Consider the following 25,061-nt stretch of genomic DNA (forward strand, 5'->3'; position numbering starts at 1 on the left):
GTTTTAATTAAAGGTTGGAAATTGATTTGCTCCTTAAATTTAACGAAAGTAATTGTTAATTTAAAATTATTGGGGTGTTAAATCATGTTAAAAAGTAAGCGTAAAACTGGTTTTTTCGTTTGGAATTGACTGTGCAGTAATGGTTCCACCGTGTAATCGCAATATCTGTTTTGACAGACTTAGTCCAATACCAGATCCTTTAGGTTTTGTTGTGAAAAATGGAATGAACACTTTGTCAAGTACTTCTTTTATAATGCCTTGTCCGTTATCGCTTATTTGAATTGATATTCTGCCTCTTTTGTTCATAAAGGCTTTTAGTTCAATTTTTGGATCGGTAGTGTGTTCTAGTGCGTGAATAGAGTTTTTAATTAAATTGATTAAAACCTGTTCAAGTAGTTGTTCGTCGGCAGACAGTTCCAAACTTTCAGGGTTGATGCTAATCTCACATTTGATGCCTTTTCTCTTAATTTCCTCCTCCATCAGACGATGAATGTTGCTAAAAAGCTTCTCTATCTGAAAAATGCCAAAATTTGGCTTTGGGATTTTTGTAAGATTCCGATAAGTATCTACAAAATGCAAAAGTCCGGAACTTCTTTTATGGATTGTTTCAAGAGCCAGTTTAACCTCGTTCAGTGTCTCCAGATCCTCATCTTGAAACTTGTTGGTGTTGTTTTCGCCAAAGTCATCAAGAATTGTTGTTAGAGTGGTAGAAAGGGAAGAGATTGGCGTAATTGAATTCATAATCTCATGAGTAAGCACCCGAATTAGTTTTTGCCAGGATTCAATTTCCTGTTCTTCCAATTCGTATTGGATGTTTTTAATTGATACAAGTATTACTTGCCGGTTGTTAATTTTAAACTCGGTAGCGTAAATAGCAAGCTTTAAGATATCTTCATTGTCAACAACTTTAACAAGAGTATTTTCTCCATGCTTAAGGCTTAGCAGGCAATTTACAAGCTCCTCGCTAAAATTGCTTAGGTCTTGTATTCTTTTAAGATTGCTTACCTGAAAAAGTTTCTTAGAGGCATTGTTAATCATTTCTACTTTGCCATCGCGGTGAAATGCAATTAAACTAATTCCAATGTGTTGAATTACAGTTTGCAAATAGAAATAATGCTCTTCTTTTTCAGCTCGTATTTTTTGAAAATCAGTAATTACTGCATTGAAAGATTCCTGCAATTTATCAAATGAACTTCCAAGACCCTGAACCTGGAAATTTCGTGTGAAGTCAGAATATCGTATGGATTCCAGAAAATTCTTTAGCAGGCGATTGGTTTTTTCAACGTACTTAATAATTTCATATATTTGATAAATAATCGCAATAAAGGTAAGGCTTGCTGTGAAGTAGAGGCTCTTTTTTGCAATTAAGTAAAATAATAAGAATATCGTTGCTGAGAGCACGATGATTCTTATTATAAAATTAATCCGGAAGCTTTTATAAACCATATTTTTCTAGTCTTCGATAAAGAGATGTGCGTGTAAGACCTAATTCTCCTGCCGCTTTGGAAATATTCCCTTTGTTTGTTTTCAATACTTTCTGGATGATATTTTTTTCAACTTCCTCAAGGTTATAGGAGTCAAATTCAACATCATCCTGACCATTTCGTTCAATGCTGACTTGGAAATCGGACGGATCCAGATTTCGATCATCCGCCATAATGATTGCCCGCTCCATTAAATGTTGAAGTTCTCTCACGTTTCCAGGCCAACTGTAATCGTAAAGTTTGTTTAAACAAGCTTTTGAGAGAGGGTTGATGCCTTTTTTATACTTTTTAGAATATATTTCAAGAAAATGATTTGCCAAAAGTGGTATGTCTTCGTATCGTTCTCTTAAAGCTGGAAGACTTATTTCTACAGTGTTGATTCTGTATAGAAGATCCTGACGATATCTGTCTTCTGATGCCATTTGTTTTAGTGGCATATTGGTTGCGCATATCAAACGGATATCGATAGGAATTGGCTTGTTTGATCCAACTCGAATTACTTCTCTTCTCTCTAAAACTGTTAATAGTTTTGCTTGCATCGGCAGGCTTAAATTTCCAATTTCATCTAAGAACAGGGTTCCGCCGGAGGCAATCTCAAATCGGCCGGGACGGTCGGCACGGGCATCTGTAAATGCACCTTTTACATGCCCAAACAGTTCACTTTCGAATAGGTTTTCATTTATAGATCCAAGATCAACGCTGATAAAAACTTCATCTTTCCTTGATGAGTTTCGATGTAGTGCTCTTGCAACCAGTTCTTTACCAGTTCCGTTTTCGCCAAGAATCAAGACGTTGGCATCTGTTACCGCCACTTTTGTAATGGTTGAGAATACCTGCTGCATTTCAGGAGATGTACCAATAAAGTCATTAAACGGTTGGTCGAGAACTGCATTTAATTCTTTTTGTTTTGTTTTTAGTTCTTTGACTTCATCTTTCGATCTGCGTAGTTTTATTGCTGATGAGATGGTGGCAAGAAGTTTTTCGTTCTGCCATGGTTTTAATATGAAGTCTGTAGCGCCAGCTTTTATAGCTTTTACCGATTTTTCGATATCACCATATGCAGTAATAAACAATACAACCGCCTGTGGATCAATTTCAAGTATTTTATTTAGCCAATGATATCCTTCCTGGCCACTAATTGCGTCTTTTGTAAAATTCATGTCAAGCAACACAACATCATAATGATCTTGTTTCATGAGCTTGGGAATCATTTCCGGATTAGACTCTGTGTGTATTAATTCTACGTGTTGTTTAAGAAGCAGCTTTAAAGAAAACAGGATGTCTTCGTTATCATCAATAGCTAATATATTGCCGTTTTTTTGATTTGCCATAATTTGAATTAATTTGTCGTTTCAGGTTGTAGTACATAAATAGGAATCCAAGTTATCATTAAAATTTTGAAAATAAAAGAAAAATGTTCGCATACGTACAGTTCTTGTATTGTTTTCGTTCACAGATGCGTGGGAATCAATAGGTTTTGGTTTTTCAAGGAATTGTTAATCAATGTTAAAAGTGTTTTGGCATGAAAGTGGCTATATTGCAGTTGTGTTTGAAAAAGGATTAAAAAAGTCAAATTATAATGGATAGAATTATTGAAAAGAAAGCTTGGTATTTACTAAGGAAAAATTGGTATTTAGCGGGAGCCGTTCTAGGCGTTGTTATCTTGTATACAGCATTTTTGGGAGAGTCAGGATCCCGACTGCGTGTTGATGCAGAGAAAATTTCAATTGGAGATGTGAAAACCGATTATTTTCAGGAATATATTGCGCGAACGGGAACGGTTAATCCAATTACCACTGTTTATTTAGATGCTATTGAAGGAGGACGTGTGGAAGAGATACTTCTGGAAGAAGGAAGTATGGTTAAAAAGGGTGATGTAATTCTTCGTTTGAGCAATTCCGAGCTCAATTTGCAAATACTAAATTCTGAAGCTGGTTTTACTGAGCAAGTAAATAGATTAAGGGATACCCGTTTGAGCATGGAACAGGATCGTTTGAATGTAAGAAGAAGTTTGTTGGATATAGATTTAAGTTTGGCAAAGAGTAAAAGAGCTTATCAGAGAAATAAAATTTTCTTTGAGAAGGATTTAATTTCCCGGGAAGAATTCGACGAGTCAAATGATAATTACAATTACTATAAAAAAACCAGAGAGTTGCTTTTGGAGAGACAAAAAACCGATTCTCTCGCACGTACCATTCAAATTCAACGATTGGATGCCAATTTGAAAAACATGGAAAACAATCTGGAAATGGTTCGTGCAAAACTTCAGAATTTAAATGTAAAAGCACCTGTTGATGGTCAGTTGGGATCTTTAAATGTTGAATTGGGAGAGTCGAAGTCAAGAGGGCAGCGTTTAGGACAGGTGAATGTATTGGATAATTATAAAATAAACGCGATGGTTGACGAACTCTACATTGCACGGTTAAATAAAGGATTAAAGGCTAAATTTAGTTTTAGTGGCGTTGATTATAATTTAGTGGTTTATAAGGTATATCCGGAAGTACGTGGTGGTCAGTTCGAAATTGATATGAAATTTGTTGGTGAGCTTCCTCCTGGAATAAGAACCGGGCAAACATTTAGAACAAAAATAGAATTGGGAGAACCTCGGGAGGCTGTTTTGATTCAAAGAGGAGGTTTCTTTCAAAGTACAGGTGGACAATGGATATTCGTTGTGGATCCCAGTGGTGCTTTTGCCACGAAACGAGCAATTAAATTGGGAAATCAGAATCCGATGTATTATGAGGTTCTTGAGGGCTTGAAACCGGGAGAGAGGGTTGTAACAAATAGCTATGAATCTTACGGGGATGTTGATAAATTGGTTTTAAAGTAAGTGGATGTTAAAAATTCTATTGAATACCGTTTTACGAAGTTTATATCGGCAAAAAGCCTATTCTTTGATGAATATTATAGGATTAGCAACCGGTGTGACATGTACATTACTCATTTTAATATGGGTAGAATATGAAACGGGATTTGATAAGTTTCATGAGGATATTGATCAGGTTTACAGTGTATATGAGAATCAAAACTATGCAGATGGGGATGTCTTTTCGGTATATTCAACGCCTGGACCGTTAGCAGAATCAATAAAAAAAACTTTTCCTGAAATAAAGTATTCTACCAGAATGGTTACCACCTGGGGACAATTGATTCTTTCTGTGGACGGGAAAAGTTTTGTTGAAGATGGCGGGAAAATTGTTGACGCAGATTTCTTTCAGATTTTTACTTTTCCTATCGTAGAAGGTGAAAAAGAGAATCCCTTTAAGGAGGAAAATTCAATTGTACTTACAGAGAAGCTCGCTCAGAAATTGTTCGGTGAATTGGATCCAATTGGAAGACACATTGGGATAAATTCCAGATTTGATTATATCGTTTCAGCTGTGATTCAAAATCCGCCGGCTAATTCATCAATAACTTTCGACTTTATTCTTCCTTTTCAATTTTTTGGGAAGTTGTGGGCTTATGATTTAAACGATTGGGAGGCAAATACTTTTCACACATTTATTAAAGTAGAGGAAGGGGTTGATTCTGATAATTTGGAGGTTCAGTTACAAGCATATATTAAAGATCGCATTAAGAATTCAAATGTTGATCTTGCTCTTCAGGCTTTTGTTAAGTATCATTTGTATGCGATTAACACGAATAAAGTTGGTTCAATTTGGTATGTGAGAGTATTCCTTCTGGTAGCTGTTTTAATACTTTTAATTGCTTGTTTTAATTATATGAATTTGGCAACAGCCAGATCGGAAAGAAGAGCAAAAGAAGTTGCTATTAGAAAAGTAGTTGGAGCTCAGCGAAAAGGATTAATCGGTTTGTTTCTTGGCGAATCGATATTTTTCACATTAATATCCTTAGGAATTGCTGTTGTTTTGGTTGAATTACTACTGCCTGTTTTTAGCGATTTAACGGAAAGGGACTTATCATTGGGGATAAATAATATAAAATTTTTATTTAGTGTTTCGGGTATTGTATTGCTTACTGGAATTGTGTCAGGAAGTTATCCGGCATTGTTTCTGTCTTCTTTTCTGCCAATTCATGTAATTAAAGGTGTTTCAAGAAAAGATTCCGCTCTACTCAGGAAGGTGTTGGTGGTTATTCAATTTAGCATGTCGATAGCCCTGTTTATTTGTTCAGGGATTATTTATCAGCAACTGAAATTTTTAAGGGAATCGGATGTTGGTTACAATAAGAACGATTTGATTTACATTGAGATGGTGGATGATTTTAATTCTATTTATCCGAAGTTAAAAAATGAGTTGATTAAAATCCAGGGAGTTTATTGGGTAACTGCAGCAAACCAGATGCCGGTGAATTTTACAAATTCAACATGGGATGTAGATTGGCCCGGAAAAATAAAAGATTCTGATGATATCTTGTTTCAATTGTCTTTTGTGGATTATGATTTCATTGAGACTTTTGAAATGGATGTGATTCAAGGAAGGGGATTTTCCAAATTGCATGGCGGGGATAGCTTGAAATTTATTATTAATGAATCGGCTGCAGAAAAGATGAATATGGTTCATACCATTGGTGAACCTTTACGGATTTGGGGCTATTCGGGCGAGGTGATAGGTATTGTTAAGGATTTTAATTTTAATAGTCTTCAGGTTGGAGTGGAACCTTTAATTATGATGCGAAATCCGGATGCTTTTAAATATATAGGTATTCGAATTGGAGAAGATGTGGATCCAATTCTAAATAAAATAAGAACGGTTTGGGATTCAGCAGTTCCGGATATTCCGTTTACTTATCGATTTTTGGAAGAGGACTTTAAATATTTTTATACGGCTGAATCAAGAATGAGTAAAATATTTATTTCATTTACAATAATAGCTTTTATTATTTCATGTTTGGGTTTGTTTGGTTTGGTTTCCTTTGTAACAGAACGGAAATCTCGTGAGATGGCACTAAGGAAGGTGTTTGGAGCTAATATGGATACTGTATTTCAGTTGTTGTTGAAAGAATTTTTTAAATGGGTAATGCTTTCCAATGTCATTGCTTGGGTACTTTCATTTTTTGTGATGGAGTGGTGGTTAAAAGGATTTGCGTATCGAATAGATATTGGAATTGGAATTTTTATCTTGTCAGGGTTTGTGTCTCTGTTGATAACCTTCATAACAGTTTATCAGCAAATATGGAAATTAGCTTTGAAAACTCCTGTACGAGTGTTAAAGTATGAATAAGTGATTGTTTAAATAGATATGGCTATGATTAATACTAAAAATTTAATTAAAGTTTTCAGAACCGATGAGGTGGAAACTACGGCATTAAATAATGTCAATCTGGAAATTAATAAAGGCGAATTTGTTGCAATAATGGGGCCGTCGGGATGCGGTAAGTCAACTTTATTGAATATTATTGGTTTGCTTGACAATCCAAGTGAAGGAGAGTTGCATTTTAACGGTTATCAGGTAGAGAACTACACTGAAAGGCAAAGAACAAATTTGAGAAAAGAAAACATTGGTTTTGTTTTTCAAAGTTTTAATTTGATTGATGAATTGACTGTTTTTGAAAATGTTGAATTGCCTCTTTTGTATATGAAAGTGTCTGGAGCAGAGAGAAAAAGAAGAGTGAATGAGGCTTTGGAAAGAATGAATATTGCTCATAGAGCTAAGCATTTTCCTCAGCAATTATCTGGTGGACAGCAACAAAGGGTTGCTATTGCGCGAGCAGTTATTTCAAATCCCAAATTGATTTTAGCGGATGAGCCAACGGGTAATCTGGATTCTGCTAACGGAGAAGAGGTAATGAATCTTTTAACTCAGCTTAATGAGGAAGGAACTACAATAATCATGGTAACTCACTCGCCATCAGATGCAGATCGAAGTCATCGTATTATTCAGTTGTTTGACGGACATATTGTAACTGAGAATATGAGACAAAAGCTTTAGAAAGAAAATATTATCGTTATTAATCAATTCTTAGGTTCAAATTCTGAAAAATTGAGCTACATATTAATCAGGCAAGTATGTTTAAGAATTTCTTCATTACACTTTTTCGAAATTTTTCCAGAAACAAATTCTATACAACAATCAATGTTGTTGGTTTATCGGTGGGGTTAATTTGTACAATTTTGATTTTACTGTTTGTTCAGGATGAATTATCATACGATAAGTACAATGTGAATCATGAACGAATCATTCGTTTGGGATCGGATTTTACATTGAGTGGAAAGAGAGACCGTGTTGCGACATCGCCTTTGCCATTCGGGCCAACTTTTGTTGAGGAATTTCCCGAGGTGGAGCAATTTGTGCGTTTTCAAGGCTCAGGAAGACAGCAGTTTAAATATGATGATAAAGAGTTTTATGAAGAGCATATCGCTTTTGTTGATTCTTCTGTGTTTACCATTTTTAGCTTTCCCTTGCTAAAAGGAGATCCCGAAAAAGCGCTTACGCAACCTTATTCAATAGTGCTGAATGAAACTCTGGCCGATAAGTATTTTAACGACGAGGATCCAATAGGAAAGATATTGCTTGTTGGTGAAAATGTAGCCTATACAGTTCGTGGAGTCATGAAAGATCTCCCTTCCAACAGCCACTTTAAATATAATGCTTTCTATTCCATGAAAACATTGGAAAGCATAAGGGGAGCGGAGCAATTTAACAGTCAGCAACCAATTTCATTTTGGTCATTTAATAATTACACGTTTCTACTCTTAAAAGAAAATTCAGAAGCTGATGCTATTCTCGAAAAGTTTCCGGCTTACTATGAGAAATACATGAAGGAGCTTGGAAATCAACTGGGAGTTTCCTACAAATTAATAATTCAGCATCTTGGAGATATTCATTTAAGATCACAATTGCAATGGGATGCTCCAACCGGAAATATAAAATACATTTATATTCTAACAGCGATTGCCATCTTTATTTTGTCCATAGCAAGTATTAATTACATGAACATGGCGACGGCACGATCCTCTAAACGAGCAAAGGAGGTTGGTATTCGTAAAGTTGTTGGTGCGCAAAAAGAGAATATCATTCGTCAGTTTATGATGGAGAGTATATCTTTAACAGTGTTTGCTCTTATTATAGCCTTAATATGCGTTGAGTTATTGTTGCCTCTGTTTAATCAGTTGGTAAATAAGGATCTTACATTGAGTGTTTTGGATACTCCGGAGGTGATCCTGTTTAATGTAATTCTTGCCGTCCTCTTAGGTCTTTTCTCGGGTAGTTATCCTGCTTTTTATTTGTCTTCAATTCAGCCGGTTTTTATTCTAAAAGGAAGAAATGGCAGAGGTGGGGCAAATGGGTTTTTGCGAAAATTGCTTGTGATCTCGCAGTTCACAGTTTCAGCCATGATGATTAGCGGAACTATCATTGTTGCATCTCAGTTCCTGTATATGAATAGTATGGATGTGGGATTTAATAAAAAAGATATTGTAGTCTCGGTTATTCGCGATTCAGTATTGCGGACTAGAATAGATGCGTTGAAAATGGAGCTGAAGAAAAACCCTAATATAAAGGCTGTTGCAACTTCGAGTTCATTAATTGGTTTTGGAGGATCGAAAACGGTGCATTTGTACGAGAGTGATGAAGGGATGCAGCAGTATGCATTAAATTTCAATGTTATTGATTTCGATTATATCGATTTAATGGAAATGGATATTCTGAAAGGAAGAAATTTTAATCGGGAGATTCCGTCGGACACCGTTAATGCATTTATCGTTAATGAGTCGGCTGCAATTAAATTTAACTGGGGCGAAAATGCCTTAGAGAAAAAGCTTCAGGTAGGAGTGGATATTGATGGTGTTGAAGAAGGAGGAGACGTTCAATTGGGAGAGGTGATTGGTGTAATTCGGGATTTTAATTATCAGCCTCTTAAAGATTTAATTGAACCGATGAACCTTATTGTTTCGGAAAATCCTGATTACCGAAGGAATTTGCACGTGAAAATTAATTCTGAGAATAGAAAAGAGACCCTACAATATATTGAAAAAGTATGGAATGAGTTCTGTCCCAATATGTCGTTTGGTTATTCCTTTTTAGATGATAGAATGAAAGAAAATTATGAGCCGGAAGAAAGACTGGCATGGATTTTTTCAATTTTTTCTTTAATAAGTATTTTAATTGCATCCATGGGACTTTTTGGATTGTCCTCTTTTATGGCTGAACAACGAACCAAAGAACTGGGCATTCGGAAAGTATTGGGTGCATCGGTAGGTAAGTTGGTGTATTTGCTGACTCGCGAATTCATCAGGTTAATTTTAATCGCCAATATCATAGCTGTTCCAATCTCTTATTGGGCTTTAAGTTCTTGGTTGAACGATTTTCCTTATCGCATTTCAATTGGCATTTGGATATTTGTTGTCACCCTAATTGTTTCTTTAGTGATTGGATTGTTTACTGTTGCATGGCAATCTTATCGGGCGGCAAGTTCCGACCCAATTAAGGCAATTAAATATGAATAAATTCAATAAGGTAGAAACCTTCTAAATTTTTTACTCATGAGAGAAATATGTGTGCCGATACCACTTGGCGATGATAATGAAGTTGCAGAAGTGGAAGTTAAACTTGCGAATAAGAAAATATCTGTGTTTTTTAGATTGGAATCATTTTCGTGGGATATATCCAAAGAAATGGCAGATAAATCAGATGATATAACAGAGAAATTACTCAAGATTTATAATTTAAAAAAGCTTATCGCCGACTATGATTCAGATTGGGAATTGATACAGATTTTTACTCCTTCAGAGTCATCAAAGAACATTCAGGTGTTGTTTCGTAAAAAATAGCTGAAGATATATTTATTTCTTGTGTAACTTTTGTTGTATCTATTCGTCATACGAGCGGAAAGAACAATAAATTTAAATCAGGAAATATGGATCGTTTAGCAAAAAATCTCTTATTCTTTTTTCTTTTAACTCAACTGTTTTTTGGCTCATTCTCTGTTTTTGGTCAAACCTATCCATGTTATTTGTATGGCAGTATTACTACTATTGATGGCGATGTGTATAAAGGTGCTATTCGTTGGGATGATGAAGAAGTATTTTTGACTGATGTGTTTAATGCCGAAAAAGAAGAAAATCCTTACCTGAAATACCTTCCGGAATCCAAAATCAAAAATAATCAAGAAAGATACAGTAGAAAAAGAACATGGGATCGTTTCGAAGTCACAATTAATGATGAGAGGAGAAATTTAACCAGTGTTTACGATCGAAAATTTCAATGCCGGTTTGGCGATATAAAATCAATATCTGTAACGGGAAGCGAATCGGTAAGTTTAGAACTTAAAGATGGAAAGTATATTAACTTAAGTGGCGGTTCAAATGATGTGGGAACCAAAGTTTGGATCATTGATCAGGAATTAGGTTTGTTGAAGATTGATTGGGATCGTATTGATATAGTCAATTTTGAAACAACACCTACTGATTATGTGGAGACTTTTGGAGAACCAATTTATGGAAAGATTACAACAACTAAAGGAGAGTTTACTGGTTTTATTCAATGGGATCATGATGAGCGTCTTTTAGGAGATAAATTGGATGGAAGAAGTCGTGATGGAGACGTGTCCATCTCTTTTGATAAAATTAAAAAAATTGAAAAAACAGAAAATGGAAGTCTTATTACTTTGCATTCCGAACGACAGTTTGAATTGACTGGTGAGAATGATGTTAATAAATACAATAGAGGAATTATTGTTAGTATTCCAAATGTTGGAAGAGTAGATTTTCCATGGAGTCACTTTCTTTCTTTGGAGATTCTTCCTCTTTCCAAAAATACAGATTGTTTATCTGAATTTAGGGTATCTCAAAGGTTGTTCGGTACATTAGTTACAAAGGAAGGTAAATCGTATAAAGGAGTAATTGTTTACGATCTAGATGAGGCAATGGATTCGGAGATTTTAAATGGTTTAAATGATAAATTGGAATTTGCTATCCCTTTCAGAAATATTGGAAGTATTAAACCAATGGCATACAACTATTGTCTTGTTGAACTAAAAAATGGGATGAAGTTGTATCTTGGTGATCAAACAGATGTTTCCAATAAAAATGCAGGTGTAATTATTTTTGTAAAAGAAGATGAATACCTAAATTTTAAATGGGAAGATATCGAACGTATCGATTTTATGTGAAAATAGCCATATTTAGAATAGGTGTCCCATCTTGATTTTTTCAAAATGGGATATTTTTTTGTAATTAACTGATATAGTTATGCTTATTAGTGTTTAAAATTATTTAAACGAAACTCTCACGCATATAATGTGTTAAAATAAGACTTTGACTGAAAGAAATATTCTGGGGTAATAAATAATATGTTGAAATTTTTCACCAAATTTGAAACTTATTTATTTTTCTTTCGTCAAAGCAAAAGATTCTTTAACGCGAAGGAATATATGTTTCTGCCTAGGTCAATTAGCATGTCGATTTATAGGAAAACCGATTATTATGAAAAGAAATGGAGCAAGTCTACTACTAATATTATTTTTACAATTAGCATATTTATCCGCAGAAGCAAGTGATTTCTACTGGATTGGCGGTTCGGGTAATTTCAATGATATACAGCATTGGAGCGATCAGCCAGGTGGAAAGATAAACCCAGGTGCCCTGTTGCCGGATAAAGATGATAATGTGTATTTTGATGAATTTTCTTTTCCTGATCCGGGAGCAGAAGTTGTAATCACTAGTGTTGCACGTTGTTTAAATATGTATTGGGGCAATGTACAAAACATGCCTGTTCTGAAAACCGATAATAATATTGCGCATTATTTGGTAATTTACGGAGGAGTAAAATTTAATACTCAGATGATCATAGATCTTGATCGTCCTCTCTATTTTAGAGCAAATACTCTTGGTAATGTTATTGATTTTGGAGGAAATTCATTCAACGGGGATTTCTATTTTGACAACAATGGAGGTTGGAGAATTACCAGTGAAATGAATCTGCTTGATAATACGGTTTATTTTAATCAAGGAACCTTAAGTATTGAAGCAGAATTAACCTGTGGAAGTCTTGTTTCTGAGAATCCGGTATCCAGGGAGCTCTATTTAAATTCTTCAATAATTAATCTTCAAAAAAGCGGAGAATCGGTTCTTTCTGTTCAAACAGATAATTTAAATCTGTATCCGGGAGATTCAAAGATAATTGTTAGCTCAACAAATTCAACTATTGAAACAATCGGTACCAAACGGGTCGATTTTTTTGATGTTTTATTCAAAGGAGATAATGGAGCTATAGAAAGTAATGTTATTCTTACCTCATTTAATGATGTAAATTTTGAGTTGAATGGAAGTATAAAAGGTGAAAATGATTTTCAGAATTTGATTTTTACTGCAGGTCACAGTTATTCCATTTACGATGGTACTCAAAATATAAAAACTAAGTTTGAGGCTCTGGGAGAATGTTATGCCTATATTTCAATAATAGGAGATGTTCTTGGTGGAAATATTTCGGCTGAATTAGTTAACCTTAATTATTTAAAGGTTAAAAATATCAACGCAAGTGGAAATGCGGTTCCTTTTTTGGCAAATAATTCCTATAACTTAGGAGGTAATAATTCGAATTGGACTTTTGTTGCGCCATCTTCTGCAGATTATACATGGACAGGTGGGGCAGGCGATGGAATGTGGGGAACACCAGGCAACTGGAATTCGGGTTGTGTGCCATCCAGAAATAATAATGTAATAATACCAGCTACCTTTGTAGTTACTATTAATGTTCCTGCAGAATGTAAAGGCCTTTCAATTAATGATAATTCCACTTTGCAGGGAGCTGAAAATATAGAGGTTTTTGGATCTCTTGCAGTAGGGAATTGTACATGGAATGTTACCGGTGAAACACAGTTTAATGGAGATGATACCAATACAATTACAATCAATAATAATTTTGTTGGCCCAGTATCTTTTATTGGTGATGGTGATTGGACTTTTACAACAAACATTACTGTTACGAATAATTTTGAGTTGTATAAAGGAAGCTTGCATCTTAACGGAAACAAATTAACGGTTGGGCAATTTATTTCAAACAGCACCTATAATAGAGTGTTGGATATGATAAATTCAGATATTGATGTAGTTGATGGTGTTTCCAAAGCATGGAATGTTTCTGGCAGTAATTTTTCTCTATTAAGTAATAATTCTGAAATTCGATTGTTGTCGGATGGTGCGGAACTATATAATAATTCTTCTGATTTTATTTCTTACGGAAAAGTAACGTTCAATTACCCTGATGGACAGGTGTTTTTAACGAATGAAGGTTCTGCTCAGCCGACTTTTGAGTCTCTTGAGTTTAAAGGGAATGCTAAATTATTAGGTGATCATCAGTTTGATCAGCTAATTTTCACCAAGGGTAAATCTTATTTTTTAAATGTAGGCAGTAGACAGAAAATTACAAAAGCGGATGGATTAATTGCTCATGGTACGTGTTCCGAATACATTTCGTTTAAAGGAGAAAATGGTGTTGCCTATTTTGATTGTGATGTGTCGTCATCTGATCTTTTTCGACTAAGAATTGAGGATGTAAATGTTATTGGAGGAATTGGTTCATTAACAGCAAATGAATCGATAGGTATTTCTGGATATGATGGATGGGTTTTTCCCAACGATTTAACCGGAGGTACTATTTATTGGACTGGAAATATTGATAATGATTGGTTTAAGGCTGGTAACTGGCTGGGAGGATGTTTGCCAAACCGAAAAGATGTGGTTATTTTCGAAGATGCGAAAGTCTTAAACAGTTATGAAGTAAATATATCTAAAAAAGGGAGTTCAGCAGAGTGTCTGGATATGATCTGGACGAATGCCAATTTAATGAGTTTCACAGGAGATCAGCCAATATGTATTTTTGGAAGTCTGGATTTTTCGGGTATGGTAAATGCCAATTATTCATATTCAGGCGATTTTTATTTTAAATCAGAGAATCCTTCCAATATTAATGCGGGTGCAGTAGAATTACTTAGCGATCTCGTTTTTGAAGGAACAAAACAAGATGATGATTCTTGGCTTGCAGGAAGCTGGACTTTGAATAGTGTGATAAAAACTTCAGGTACAATTTTGTTGCAAAATGGAGATTTGATTTCCAATAACCATAACATGGAGGCGGGTCGTTTTATTTCTAATTTTGTTACTACGAGATCATTAACATTAGGATCATCGATATTTAAATTGGAACGATTTGAAATTTCACCTGATGGATTTGCTTTTGATGCTGGTACTTCAGAGATAATTTTTACCACAGGAGGCGATTTAATTGTTTCAAAAGGAGCTGTGCCGGTAGTATTCTATAATGTTGCTTTCGATGATACTGATGGAAATGCCTACATAGATACTTACTCAGACGATATTTCATTTAATAATATTGTGTTGAATGGAAATACTTATTTTAGAAAAAAGAATGTTTCTGAAATAAGTTTTGTTGCCGAAAGTATTCAATTGGCTGTTGGGAAAACCTATGTGTTTGAAAGTAGTCAGACCTTTGTGCTTGGTAATGTAATTGCTAACGGAGCCTGCGAAGGAACTATTGATATAACAGGCTCGCGTGCCGATCCTGCAATTTTTAAAGCGAAGACTAGTATAACTAATATAACAGTAAATTCGGTTAATATTTTAAATGTAAATGCTAAGCCTGCAGATACATTTGTTGCAAATGCTTCAATAAACTTGGGTGGTGCCGATGGTTGGAAATTTGAAAATGAACCTGCAGGAACCAATTTGTATTGGGTTGGCGGAACAGGAAATTGGGATGATCCAAATCATTGGTCAACGGTTTCTGGTATTAAATCGGGAGGTTGTGTGCCAACAGCAAAAGATAATGTGTTTTTTGATGACGGCTCATTTACTGATACAGAACAAACAGTATATACTGGAGCCAGTGATATTCGTTGCAGAACAATGGATTGGACTGGATCTGAAGCCGCGAGACCAAATTTTGAAATGGGCACAACTGATATTTCAGGCGTTTATATTTATGGTTCTCTTATTTTTAATTCGGCTGTAGATATTAATCTATCTGCAGTGGTTAATTTTTACTTTAGAGCAACTGAACTTCAGGAGATTAATACATTTGGATATGTGTTTCCAAATATTGTTGAGTTTGATGGGAATGGTGGAGAGTGGAAATTACTCGATGATATGATCATGGAAGGTGATTGTTTCATCCGCTACGGTAAATTAGTAACCGATGGTTTCGATTTGGAATGTAAAAGTATCACCTCTATTGATCCGACTGATAGTGTTAATTCAAGAGGATTAGACATAAGAAATTCACAGGTTAAAATTACTGGAAGAGAAGATGTAATTGGTAGTTCTGTTTATTTTAACCTTGCTGATGCCTATGCTGATCTTGGATTTGAGTTATTGTCGGATAATAGTACAATAACCTTTACAAATAATGCAAAAGTATCAATTATAGGTTCTGCGTCTCATAATATTAACTTTAATAAAATAGTTTTTGAGGATGAGGGTGAATTTTCAGCATACAGTGTTCCTGGTTTTGTGCCTTATGTTGAATATCTTCAATTTAAAAATAATGGCAAAGTTAGTGGTAATGACAAATTTGGAACGGTTGAATTGGGGCGGGGATTTGAATTCAAGTTTCAGAATGGCAAAACGTATGAAATGGATTACCTTCTTGCTGAAGGAAGTTGTTTTGCACCAATCTCGTTGCATTCTGATAAAGATACTAAACAAACTACAATACTTGCGGCAAATAATGTAACAGGTAATTTTCTTGAACTGAAAGATATTAATGGCGATGGTTCAAAAGGGGCAACTTATACTGCCACAAATTCATTCGATTTAGGAAATGTTACAGGTTGGATTACTGATGGAGCAATTGCTCCAATCGCTTTATACTGGGTTGGAAAAGGAACAGACGATAGTTGGGACAATCATGAAAACTGGAGTCGTGCTCAGGATGGCAGCGAAGAAGGTTGTGTGCCTACCTTAAACGATGATGTTTTTTTTACTGCGAATTCATTTTTAGGAAGCAAACTGGTTGAGCTAAATGCACCTGGAAAATGTCACAGCATGACTTGGTATGATGATGTGGATCCTGATGCAAACTTCATCGTTGATGCAAATCTTCAAATTGGTGGATTCATGGATTTAACCGAAAACATGTCGATGAGTATGCGTGGTGTTTTCGAGTTTATTGGAGATGGATTGGCAGGAGATAAAATAGTCGATTTTGCGAATAAATCGATGGATGGCGATGTGATCTTCGATGGTGATGCACAGTCATGGGTTTGGAATTCTAGTCTGATCACTTCCGGTGATTTGTATTTGGAGAGTGGTTCTGTTACAACAAAAGGTAATGATTTTACTGTTGGTAGATTTAGCTCTTTGTCTTTAGGGAATCCTGATGCAATACGCAGGTTTGATATGAGCGGTTCTATCGTGACTGTTATTTCCGATCAGCCAACAGGCTGGAACATGAAGATGAATACTACAGGAGGATTGAATTTTATTGCTGCAAATACAAAAATTACATTTGCCAATGGAGGTGGAATTTATTGTGAAACCAATACTGAAGTGACGTTTGGTTTTATTGATTTTATGAATAATGGGATTATAAGAATAAAAGGCGCAGGACGAGGATCTTTTGGTTCTGTGACTTTCTTCGAGCAAGGACAGATTTATGGTGATAATACTTTTACCAATTTGGAATTCACGCTTGGATACGAAAACAATACCATTGAATCAGGAAAAACGATTACCGTTATTTATGATTTGAAAATGGAAGGTGTACGTTGTTCTTATGCTTTCCTAAAAGCAAGTACTCCTGGAGTTAAGGCTTTTATATACAAACCATCAGGATTGTTCGGTAAAATTTACAATGCTGCTTTAACAGATATTGCCGGATCATCAGGTTCCGGTGGCGATCATCCTGTGAATTATCATTTTGATAATGATAACACTACAGGTTTCGTTTTAGTGCCGAGTGCTCCCGGAGGAGATGAGGATCCACCGTCTTTTGAAGATAGTTTCGATCAACCTCGTGAAGAGTGGTGTAGTGATGTTGCTATTCTGGATCATGTAAAGGGTTTTCCTATTAACAGCAATACAACATTCCAATGGTACTATAGCACAGATGGAACTGTTGGAACTTATACAGATCTTCCAGGAGAAACCAATGCTGTAATTGAAGTTACTGTTTCAGGATTTTACAAAGTTGAAGTGATTTATGGTTATAATACTGTAGCGAAAGATGGTTCTTTGTGTAAAATCGAATCGGTTATTGAGGTTCAGCTAGGAACTAAGTCAAATGTTTCTTTGGAGATTACAGCCAATAATGTAAAATGTTTTGGGCAGGGAAATGGGCGAGTTGTTGCTAAAGTTGCAAATATTCAGTACCCGGAATATAAATTTTTCTGGAAAGATGAGGCAGGAACTGATTTTTCAGCGTCAACCTCAACCAACAAAACAACCTGGGAAAGTACAGCATTAAACTTAACCCCAGGTAAGTACAATATTACCGTAGCCGATGGAAAGAATTGCGAATTTGATACTATCGTAAATATATTTGATGCTTACGAATTGTTAATCGATAGTATTGCAACAAGGGATTTGACTTGTTTTACAATTCCTGAAGGAGAGATTTTGGTTACTGCCTCAGGAGGAACCGGGAATTTATCCTATTTCCTGGACAGCATTGTTCAAACAGGTGAAAATATTACAGGATTGTATTCCGGAGACTATAAAGTTCATGTTTCAGATGCAAACTTGTGTTTGACTCCAGAGCAGGATATTACTTTAAATTCAAATCCTGAGATTGTAATGGATCTGAATGGAACAGACTTGCTTTGTTATAACGATAATAACGGATTGTTTAATCCGATTGTTACAGGTGGTGTTACCGATTATACTTACGCTTGGACGGGACCGGCCGGATACACGGCAACAACAGCTAATATTTCAGGCTTGGCAGGAGGAACTTATGAATTAACCGTTACTGATGCAGTTAATTGCCCTTCGGTTTTGAGTCAGGAATTGATTGAACCAAAGGAATTAGTTACGAACGAATTAACAATTGAAGCTGCAAATTGTAATGGAGAAAGTTCAGGTGAGATTTTTGTTGAAGCAGCTCAGGGGACTCCAAACTATCAATATTATTTAGATGGAGTTGAAAGTGCAACAGGTATTTTTTCCAAGCTGGCTCCAAAAGATTATGCACTTCGAATTGTTGATGCAAACTCATGTGTGTTTGAACAAAATGTTACTGTTGCTGAGCCGGGGAAAATAGGATTCTATATTGAAGATATTGTATTGCCAACTTGCAAGAATACCAATGATGGTATTGTTAGAATCACACCTTATGGTGGTAATAGTGGCTACAGGTACAGTTGGTCAGGACCTAGCGATTATCGGTCATATTCTCAAAATATTGAAAATGTAGTTGCCGGTGATTATAGTTTACTGATTACTGATAAGAATAACTGCTCTTCGGAGAACGGAGTCGACTTAAATTTAGGTTTGAGCATCCAGTTAGGTTTAGTTGTAGAACAACACATTAAAGTTGCAGGAACCAGAAATGGTATTCTTTCTATTGAAACTTTGGAAGGTACAATTCCTTATAGTTTTACCGTTACAGGACCAGGAGGATATTCATCCGTTAGTCCTGATAATTACGATGACAACAGTTTCTTGATTGAGAATCTGGCAGGAGGTGTTTATACCGTTACTGCAACAGACGCTTCGGGATGTTCAACAGTGAAAAAATCGATAATAATTGAGGAACCAGGAATGGTTTTTACTTATATAGAGGAAAGACAAGCTGTTGGATGTGCAGGAAGTCCGGTTGGGGAATTGAGAGCTCACGCCACAGGAGGTGATGGAACATTTACTTATGCTTGGTCTGGTCCTGCCGGATACACTGGAACAGGAGAAACAATCTCAGGATTGGCAACAGGTATTTATAATATTACAGCAACATCGGCTGGTCAATCGGCAACTAATACATATGAATTAGTTGCTCCGGATCCTTTACTAGCAAGTGTAGCAAATGTTAAAAATGTAAGTTGTAACAATGCTGCAGATGGTGAGATTGAATTGGATGTTAATTTTGGATCAGCAAATTACACAATAGCATGGACTAATGGAGCAGGATTTTTATCATCTGCCAAACATATTTTAGACTTGGAACCTGGAACATATGATTATACTATAACTTCGGAATATGGATGTTCTGTTTCCGGGAGTCAGGCAATCACAGAACCAACTTCACTTGCATTGACCGTAACTCCGCTTGATATTTCTGCCGTAGGCCTACGTGATGGAGAGATTTCGGCAGCCGTTACCGGAGGAACCCCTCCTTATATTTTCTTAATTTCAGGACCGAACGGATATTCATACGCGGAATCGGCAAATGTCACTGGAAATATTTCAGTAAATGGGTTGGAAATGGGCGTTTATGAAGTTGTTGTATTAGATGCAAATGAGTGTAGAATTGAAGATTCTAAAAAGGTTCACGAACCTGAAAAACTACTGCTGTTTGTAACTTCAAATACAGATGTTACCTGTCCGGGAGGAAATGATGGTGCTGTAACCGTGGATGTTTTAGGCGAAAGTGATCCTGCAAATTTAACTTATTCATGGACAGGAGATAACTATTTTAGAAGTACAGATAAAGATGTTTCCGGTTTAAAAGCTGGTACTTATACTGTTACAGTATACGATTCAGCAGGTGATCCCGGCTATGAAAGTCAGAGTTTGCAGGTTGTGGTTAATGAACCAGACAAGCTTGTTGCTGAATTCTGGAAGAAAGATATTTCCTGTTTTGGAAGGACTGACGGTTACATTAACCTGCATCCTAAAGGAGGAACTCCGGGTTATACCTACTTGTGGGGAGGACCGGGTGTTAGCGGGACAAATGAAGATCAGCAAGGACTTTCGGAAGGAACATATTCGGTTCAGATAACAGATAGCAAGGGATGTAAATCAGAAATAACACCAATTAGTATTGTGGAGCCTAAGCAGGTTTTTGTTACAGTTTCAGGTTTTTTAGAACCAACATGTTATGGTTTGGAAGATGGCTGGATTAAATTGGATATTTCGGAGGGTACCGAACCCTATTTGATTAACTGGGATAATTATGGTAGTATCACTAAGGATATTTTCGATATTGAATCCGGGGATTATTCTTATGTGGTTGTTGATAATAATGGATGTGAAACTTCGGGATCTAAGTTATTGAACCAGCCGGATACATTGATCGCTGAAATTAATGATTATCAGGATGTATTGTGTTATGGAACAAATTCGGGAAGTGCTACAGTAGAGATATCAGGAGGAACACCAGATTATAAAATAGATTGGTCGGATGGACAGGAAACGGATATTGCTTCAGATTTAATTATTGGGACTTACGATGTTAAGGTTGTTGATGATCATGGCTGTTCAGATGTAGCCAGTGTGGAGCTCGTTCAGCCAGAGGCTTTGAATTTGGAAGCCGAAGCCAGTCGTCCAACCACAATTGATGCCAATGATGGTTCCATTCGGATTGATGTTACAGGAGGGGTTCTTGATTATACCATTAATTGGTCTGATCAGGATTTGAAACCATATTATGGAACAAGTATTGAGGATTTAGGAAGAGGTACTTATATTGTAAGTGTAATTGATAAAAATAATTGTCAGTTAGATTCAACAATTGTGCTGGAATATTTATATGAAAACAGAATAAAAATACCAAAAGCATTTACGCCAAACAATGATAGTTATAATGATTTCTGGGATATTGAAAGAATTGAGTTCGTGCAGAACCTTAAGATTGTAATTTACGATCGATGGGGTAAAGCTGTTTATAAATTTAGTGGAACTGGGAATCAGTATCGCGGTACCCCATGGACAGGTGCTGATGGAAATACTAATTTACCAATAGGTTCATACTATTATGCTGTAGAACTTGATGATGAAAAACCAATACTGGGAACTGTTACAATTCTCCGTTAAGTAATATTATTAAACCTGACCTTTAGATTCTAATGAGAATAACGATAATTCTAGGAGTGTTACTATTTGCATTCACTCAAGGAAAAGCTCAACAATTGCCACTTTATAGTCAATACGTGGAGAACGGATTTTTACTCAATCCGGCCATGGCCGGAAGTCGGATGTATTCACCTCTGCGCTTAAGTTTACGTCAGCAATGGTCGGGAGTAGAAGGGGCTCCTGAAACACAGGCATTGAGTTTTAATAAAAATATGAGTAATAAATGTACCACTTGTAACGTAAAAGGAAATCCATTATCACGACGAAATAAACAAATGGGCGTTGGTTTGGGAGCCTATTTTTTTAATGATAAAGCGGGGGAAGTAGCAAGAACGGGTATTGAGTTTTCGTATGCTTATCACCTACAATTATCCAAAAGTAAATTGGGACAAACAGGAACAAAGCTTTCATTTGGGCTTGGGGGCGTTTTTTATCAGTTTAAGTTTGATAAAAGGTACATTCCGGTTAATGATCCCAAAGCAGGGCCGGATGAAGTCTCATATGTACCGGATGCAAACTTTGGTGTTTACTTATATAATGATGATTATTTTATTGGAGCATCAGCAGCACATTTATTTGAAGCTTCTGTTAAAATGGGCGATAACAAAATTGGTGATGATATTATGAAGCGTCATTTTTACGCTACAGCCGGTTATACCTTTCATTTAAAAGATTTGGTTGATCTCGAACCTTCGGTTATTGTTCGTAAAACCATGGATTCTGATATTTATTACGATCTGTCAGCAAAGTTGTTTATCAATCATTTTTGGATTGCAGCATCGTATAGGACAAACGATCAAATTGTGGGAATGGTAGGGGTAAATTACAATCAATATTACATTGGGTATTCATACGATTATTACACAGACAATTTAATTTCTGATAGCAGTGATGGAACTCATGAGATCACATTAGGAATCAATTTCGACATTCCAAATAAAATGAAGAGGGAGAGTAGATTGAGAGAAAGAAGAGCTGCTGATCGAAATTTCAGTAAAACAAAAACTTCCCGATACAAGAGAAACAGTAAAAGTTATATCTTCTTCTAGAAAAGATTTCTCGAATGATGTATCTGATCAATATCTCTGTGGGCATTTTTTTAAATATTAAATTGAAATCATTGAGTTCCCATCTGTGTTTTTTGTTTGAGTGCATTTTTTTATACGTTAAGAACGTAAGGATTGCATAATTCTCTTCGAATATGAATAATAGGATTTTATTATTGTTTATAATGTTTGTAAGTATAAGCCCACTTACCTGTTTTGAAAGTAACGCAAACATATATATTGATAAGGACCTGAAATCAAAAGAATGTTTCAGTAATCTACCAAGTACTCTGGAATCATTTCAACTGTTTAGCCATGGCAGGGCAGGTGAATTGCTGATTGATGGAGAATGGTTTACTGCACCTCAAATAGCCACATGGTTAAAAAAAAGCAAACTTCTAAAAGGAATCACACACCTAAATATCTATGCCTGCGAATTTGGCAAAGGTGTAAAAGGCCAAAATGCAGTAGCATACCTCGAAAAATCACTAAACATTACACTTGCCGCTTCCGATGATATTACCGGGGCAAATGGCGACTGGGACTTAGAAGTAGGAACACGCAAAGATGTTCTGGAATTCCCCACCTATTCATACTCCCTGCAAAACGAATTCATAACTACATGGGAAGTTAGTGCGGGAGATTTAGATATTACCATTCCGACAGATAAGCAGTCTTACACTTATAATTATACGGTTGACTGGGGCGATGGAACAAACAGCACTAACCAAACAGGAGATGCAGAGCACACCTATGCCGCCCCCGGAGTTTACACCGTAAAAATTTCAGGAACATTCCCCGCAATATGTTTTTGGTATGGAAACGACAAGGACAAAATAAAGATCATAGAGCAATGGGGAAACATAGAGTGGCGTTCCATGTATTGCGCCTTTTATGGTTGTTCCAATCTTACGATAAAAGATGGCATTGCACCTCCTAATCTTAGTAAGGTTACAAGTATGGAAATGATTTTCACTAATGCTATTAGCTTGGATGCTGATCTTGGGGCATGGGATGTAAGCAATGTTGTATATATGTACGGTTTATTTGGAGGAGCTTCCTCTTTCACAGGAAAGGGGATTGACAAATGGGATGTTAGCCGTGTAGAAGATATGTCTGGAATGTTTGTTAAGGCAGATAAATTTGATGTGGATTTGGGTAGTTGGGATGTAAGCAATGTTCAGAATATGGGTGCAATGTTTTGGGATGCAACTTCTTTTAAGGGAAGGGGGCTTGACAAATGGAATATTATAAATGTTACCACTATGGGATTATTTTTAAAGAATATATCCCTTCCGCGTGCCACTTACACTTCCATCTTAAATGCCTGGGCCAAACTGCCCGTTAAGAATAATGTATATTTTTTTGCGGGAAATAGTTGGTATTGTGATAATTCTGGAAGAAAAATCTTAGATGATAAGTATGGTTGGAGTATCAGCGACAATGGGCAAGCTCCGTTTGCACCTGTAATTGACTTAGGCAAAAACCAGGCTAATTGCAAAGGAAATACAATCACTTTAGATGCTGAAAATTCAGGAGCTACTTATTTGTGGAATACAGGAGAAACCAGCCAAACAATATCAGTGAATACTTTAGGTGCTTTTAGTGTGAAAGTTACTTCGGTAAGAGGATGTGTTGCTAGTGATACCATAAAAATCACCAATGAATTAGCAATCGATCTTGGAAAAGATAAGAATATTTGCGAGGGAGGAGCTTCTGTAAATCTCACACTTGTGCCTGATGCTGCTTGGGGAACAAATCCTTATTATGAGTGGAGCACTTCTGTAACAGGTGTAACAATTCCTGCTCCGGCATTCGGACAAACAGTTTTAATAACCGATAAAACAGGTGATTATACATTAACGGTTACCGATCAAAATGGCTGTAGTGGTTCTGATGAAATACATGTAGAAGAGCATTCTAATCCAGTTGCAACTATTGAGATTTCAGATAAAAGTTCACCCATGTGCTTGGGGACAACTTTCGAATTGGATGCTGGAAATTCAGGAGCGACATATGCTTGGGGAGGGAAAGCAATAGGGCAAATAAGTCAAAAGATTACTCATACATTAATAGAGCAGGTAGGAGCAAACTTTGATGTAAAGGTAACAAACGAGTTTGGCTGTTTAGCCAGTGACAATATTCATGTTATAGCAAAGGTTGATAATGTTGTACCAACCATTATTTTTCCGACACTTCCTGAGGATAAAATAACGGCTTATACCGATCCTGGACGAAATGTTTCCAGTACTGTTAATTGGGGCACGCCTGATGTTGCAGATAACTGTCATGTTAAATCAATTACCAATAATGCACCTGTGACAATGGAATTCCCAGTTGGGGAAACTAAAGTTGTTTGGCAAGCAGAGGATTTTTCTGGAAATATAGAGGATCATACAATCACTGTTATTGTAGTAGATAATGAATTTCCTGTAAAACCAACACTATCTGATATAACAGGTGAATGCACAGCAACAGCAGTTCCTCCAACAACAAGTGATAATTGTTCGGGAACAATCACAGGCACAACCACTGATCCTTTAAGTTATACAACTCAGGGAACTCATGTTATTAATTGGACTTTTGATGATGGCAACGGGAACAGCA

Annotated in this window: 11 protein-coding genes; 9 read left to right on the forward strand and 2 right to left on the reverse strand. The window is 36.1% G+C overall.

Going from position 1 to position 25,061, the window contains the following annotated elements; genetic code table 11:
- Window positions 1-87: 87 nt before the first annotated feature.
- Window positions 88-1,401 carry a sensor histidine kinase gene (locus QUH73_RS19210; RefSeq protein WP_289532063.1) on the reverse strand — a complete coding sequence of 438 codons (1,314 nt, stop codon included), beginning with the start codon at window positions 1,399-1,401 and terminating at the stop codon, window positions 88-90.
- Window positions 1,402-1,435: 34 nt separating this feature from the next.
- On the reverse strand, window positions 1,436-2,815 hold the full coding sequence (locus QUH73_RS19215; protein ID WP_289532065.1) for a sigma-54-dependent transcriptional regulator: 1,380 nt from the start codon (window positions 2,813-2,815) through the stop codon (window positions 1,436-1,438).
- 248 nt (window positions 2,816-3,063) lie between these two features.
- Between QUH73_RS19215 and QUH73_RS19220 the strand changes: the two genes are divergently transcribed.
- From QUH73_RS19220 to QUH73_RS19260, 9 genes are all read left to right on the forward strand, one after another.
- The gene (locus tag QUH73_RS19220; protein ID WP_289532066.1) at window positions 3,064-4,314 is read left to right on the forward strand and encodes an efflux RND transporter periplasmic adaptor subunit; all 1,251 of its coding nucleotides are present in this window, start codon (window positions 3,064-3,066) and stop codon (window positions 4,312-4,314) included.
- 4 nt (window positions 4,315-4,318) lie between these two features.
- Window positions 4,319-6,667 carry an ABC transporter permease gene (locus tag QUH73_RS19225; protein ID WP_289532067.1) on the forward strand — a complete coding sequence of 783 codons (2,349 nt, stop codon included), beginning with the start codon at window positions 4,319-4,321 and terminating at the stop codon, window positions 6,665-6,667.
- A gap of 24 nt (window positions 6,668-6,691) precedes the next feature.
- Window positions 6,692-7,375 (forward strand): ABC transporter ATP-binding protein, encoded by a 684-nt coding sequence (locus QUH73_RS19230; protein WP_101308872.1) that lies wholly within the window; start codon window positions 6,692-6,694, stop codon window positions 7,373-7,375.
- 77 nt (window positions 7,376-7,452) lie between these two features.
- On the forward strand, window positions 7,453-9,891 hold the full coding sequence (locus QUH73_RS19235) for an ABC transporter permease (RefSeq protein ID WP_289532068.1): 2,439 nt from the start codon (window positions 7,453-7,455) through the stop codon (window positions 9,889-9,891).
- 36 nt (window positions 9,892-9,927) lie between these two features.
- Window positions 9,928-10,215 carry a hypothetical protein gene (locus QUH73_RS19240; RefSeq protein ID WP_289532069.1) on the forward strand — a complete coding sequence of 96 codons (288 nt, stop codon included), beginning with the start codon at window positions 9,928-9,930 and terminating at the stop codon, window positions 10,213-10,215.
- A gap of 86 nt (window positions 10,216-10,301) precedes the next feature.
- Complete coding sequence (locus QUH73_RS19245; protein ID WP_289532070.1) at window positions 10,302-11,555, forward strand: hypothetical protein; 1,254 nt, start codon at window positions 10,302-10,304, stop codon at window positions 11,553-11,555.
- Window positions 11,556-11,868: 313 nt separating this feature from the next.
- Window positions 11,869-21,369 carry a gliding motility-associated C-terminal domain-containing protein gene (locus tag QUH73_RS19250; protein WP_289532071.1) on the forward strand — a complete coding sequence of 3,167 codons (9,501 nt, stop codon included), beginning with the start codon at window positions 11,869-11,871 and terminating at the stop codon, window positions 21,367-21,369.
- Window positions 21,370-21,401: 32 nt separating this feature from the next.
- Window positions 21,402-22,457 (forward strand): PorP/SprF family type IX secretion system membrane protein, encoded by a 1,056-nt coding sequence (locus QUH73_RS19255; protein WP_289532072.1) that lies wholly within the window; start codon window positions 21,402-21,404, stop codon window positions 22,455-22,457.
- A gap of 152 nt (window positions 22,458-22,609) precedes the next feature.
- A partial coding sequence (locus tag QUH73_RS19260) for a BspA family leucine-rich repeat surface protein (RefSeq protein ID WP_289532073.1) occupies window positions 22,610-25,061 on the forward strand: 2,452 nt, incomplete at its 3' end.

This window comes from Labilibaculum sp. K2S (genome assembly GCF_030372765.1).
GTDB lineage: Bacteria > Bacteroidota > Bacteroidia > Bacteroidales > Marinifilaceae > Labilibaculum.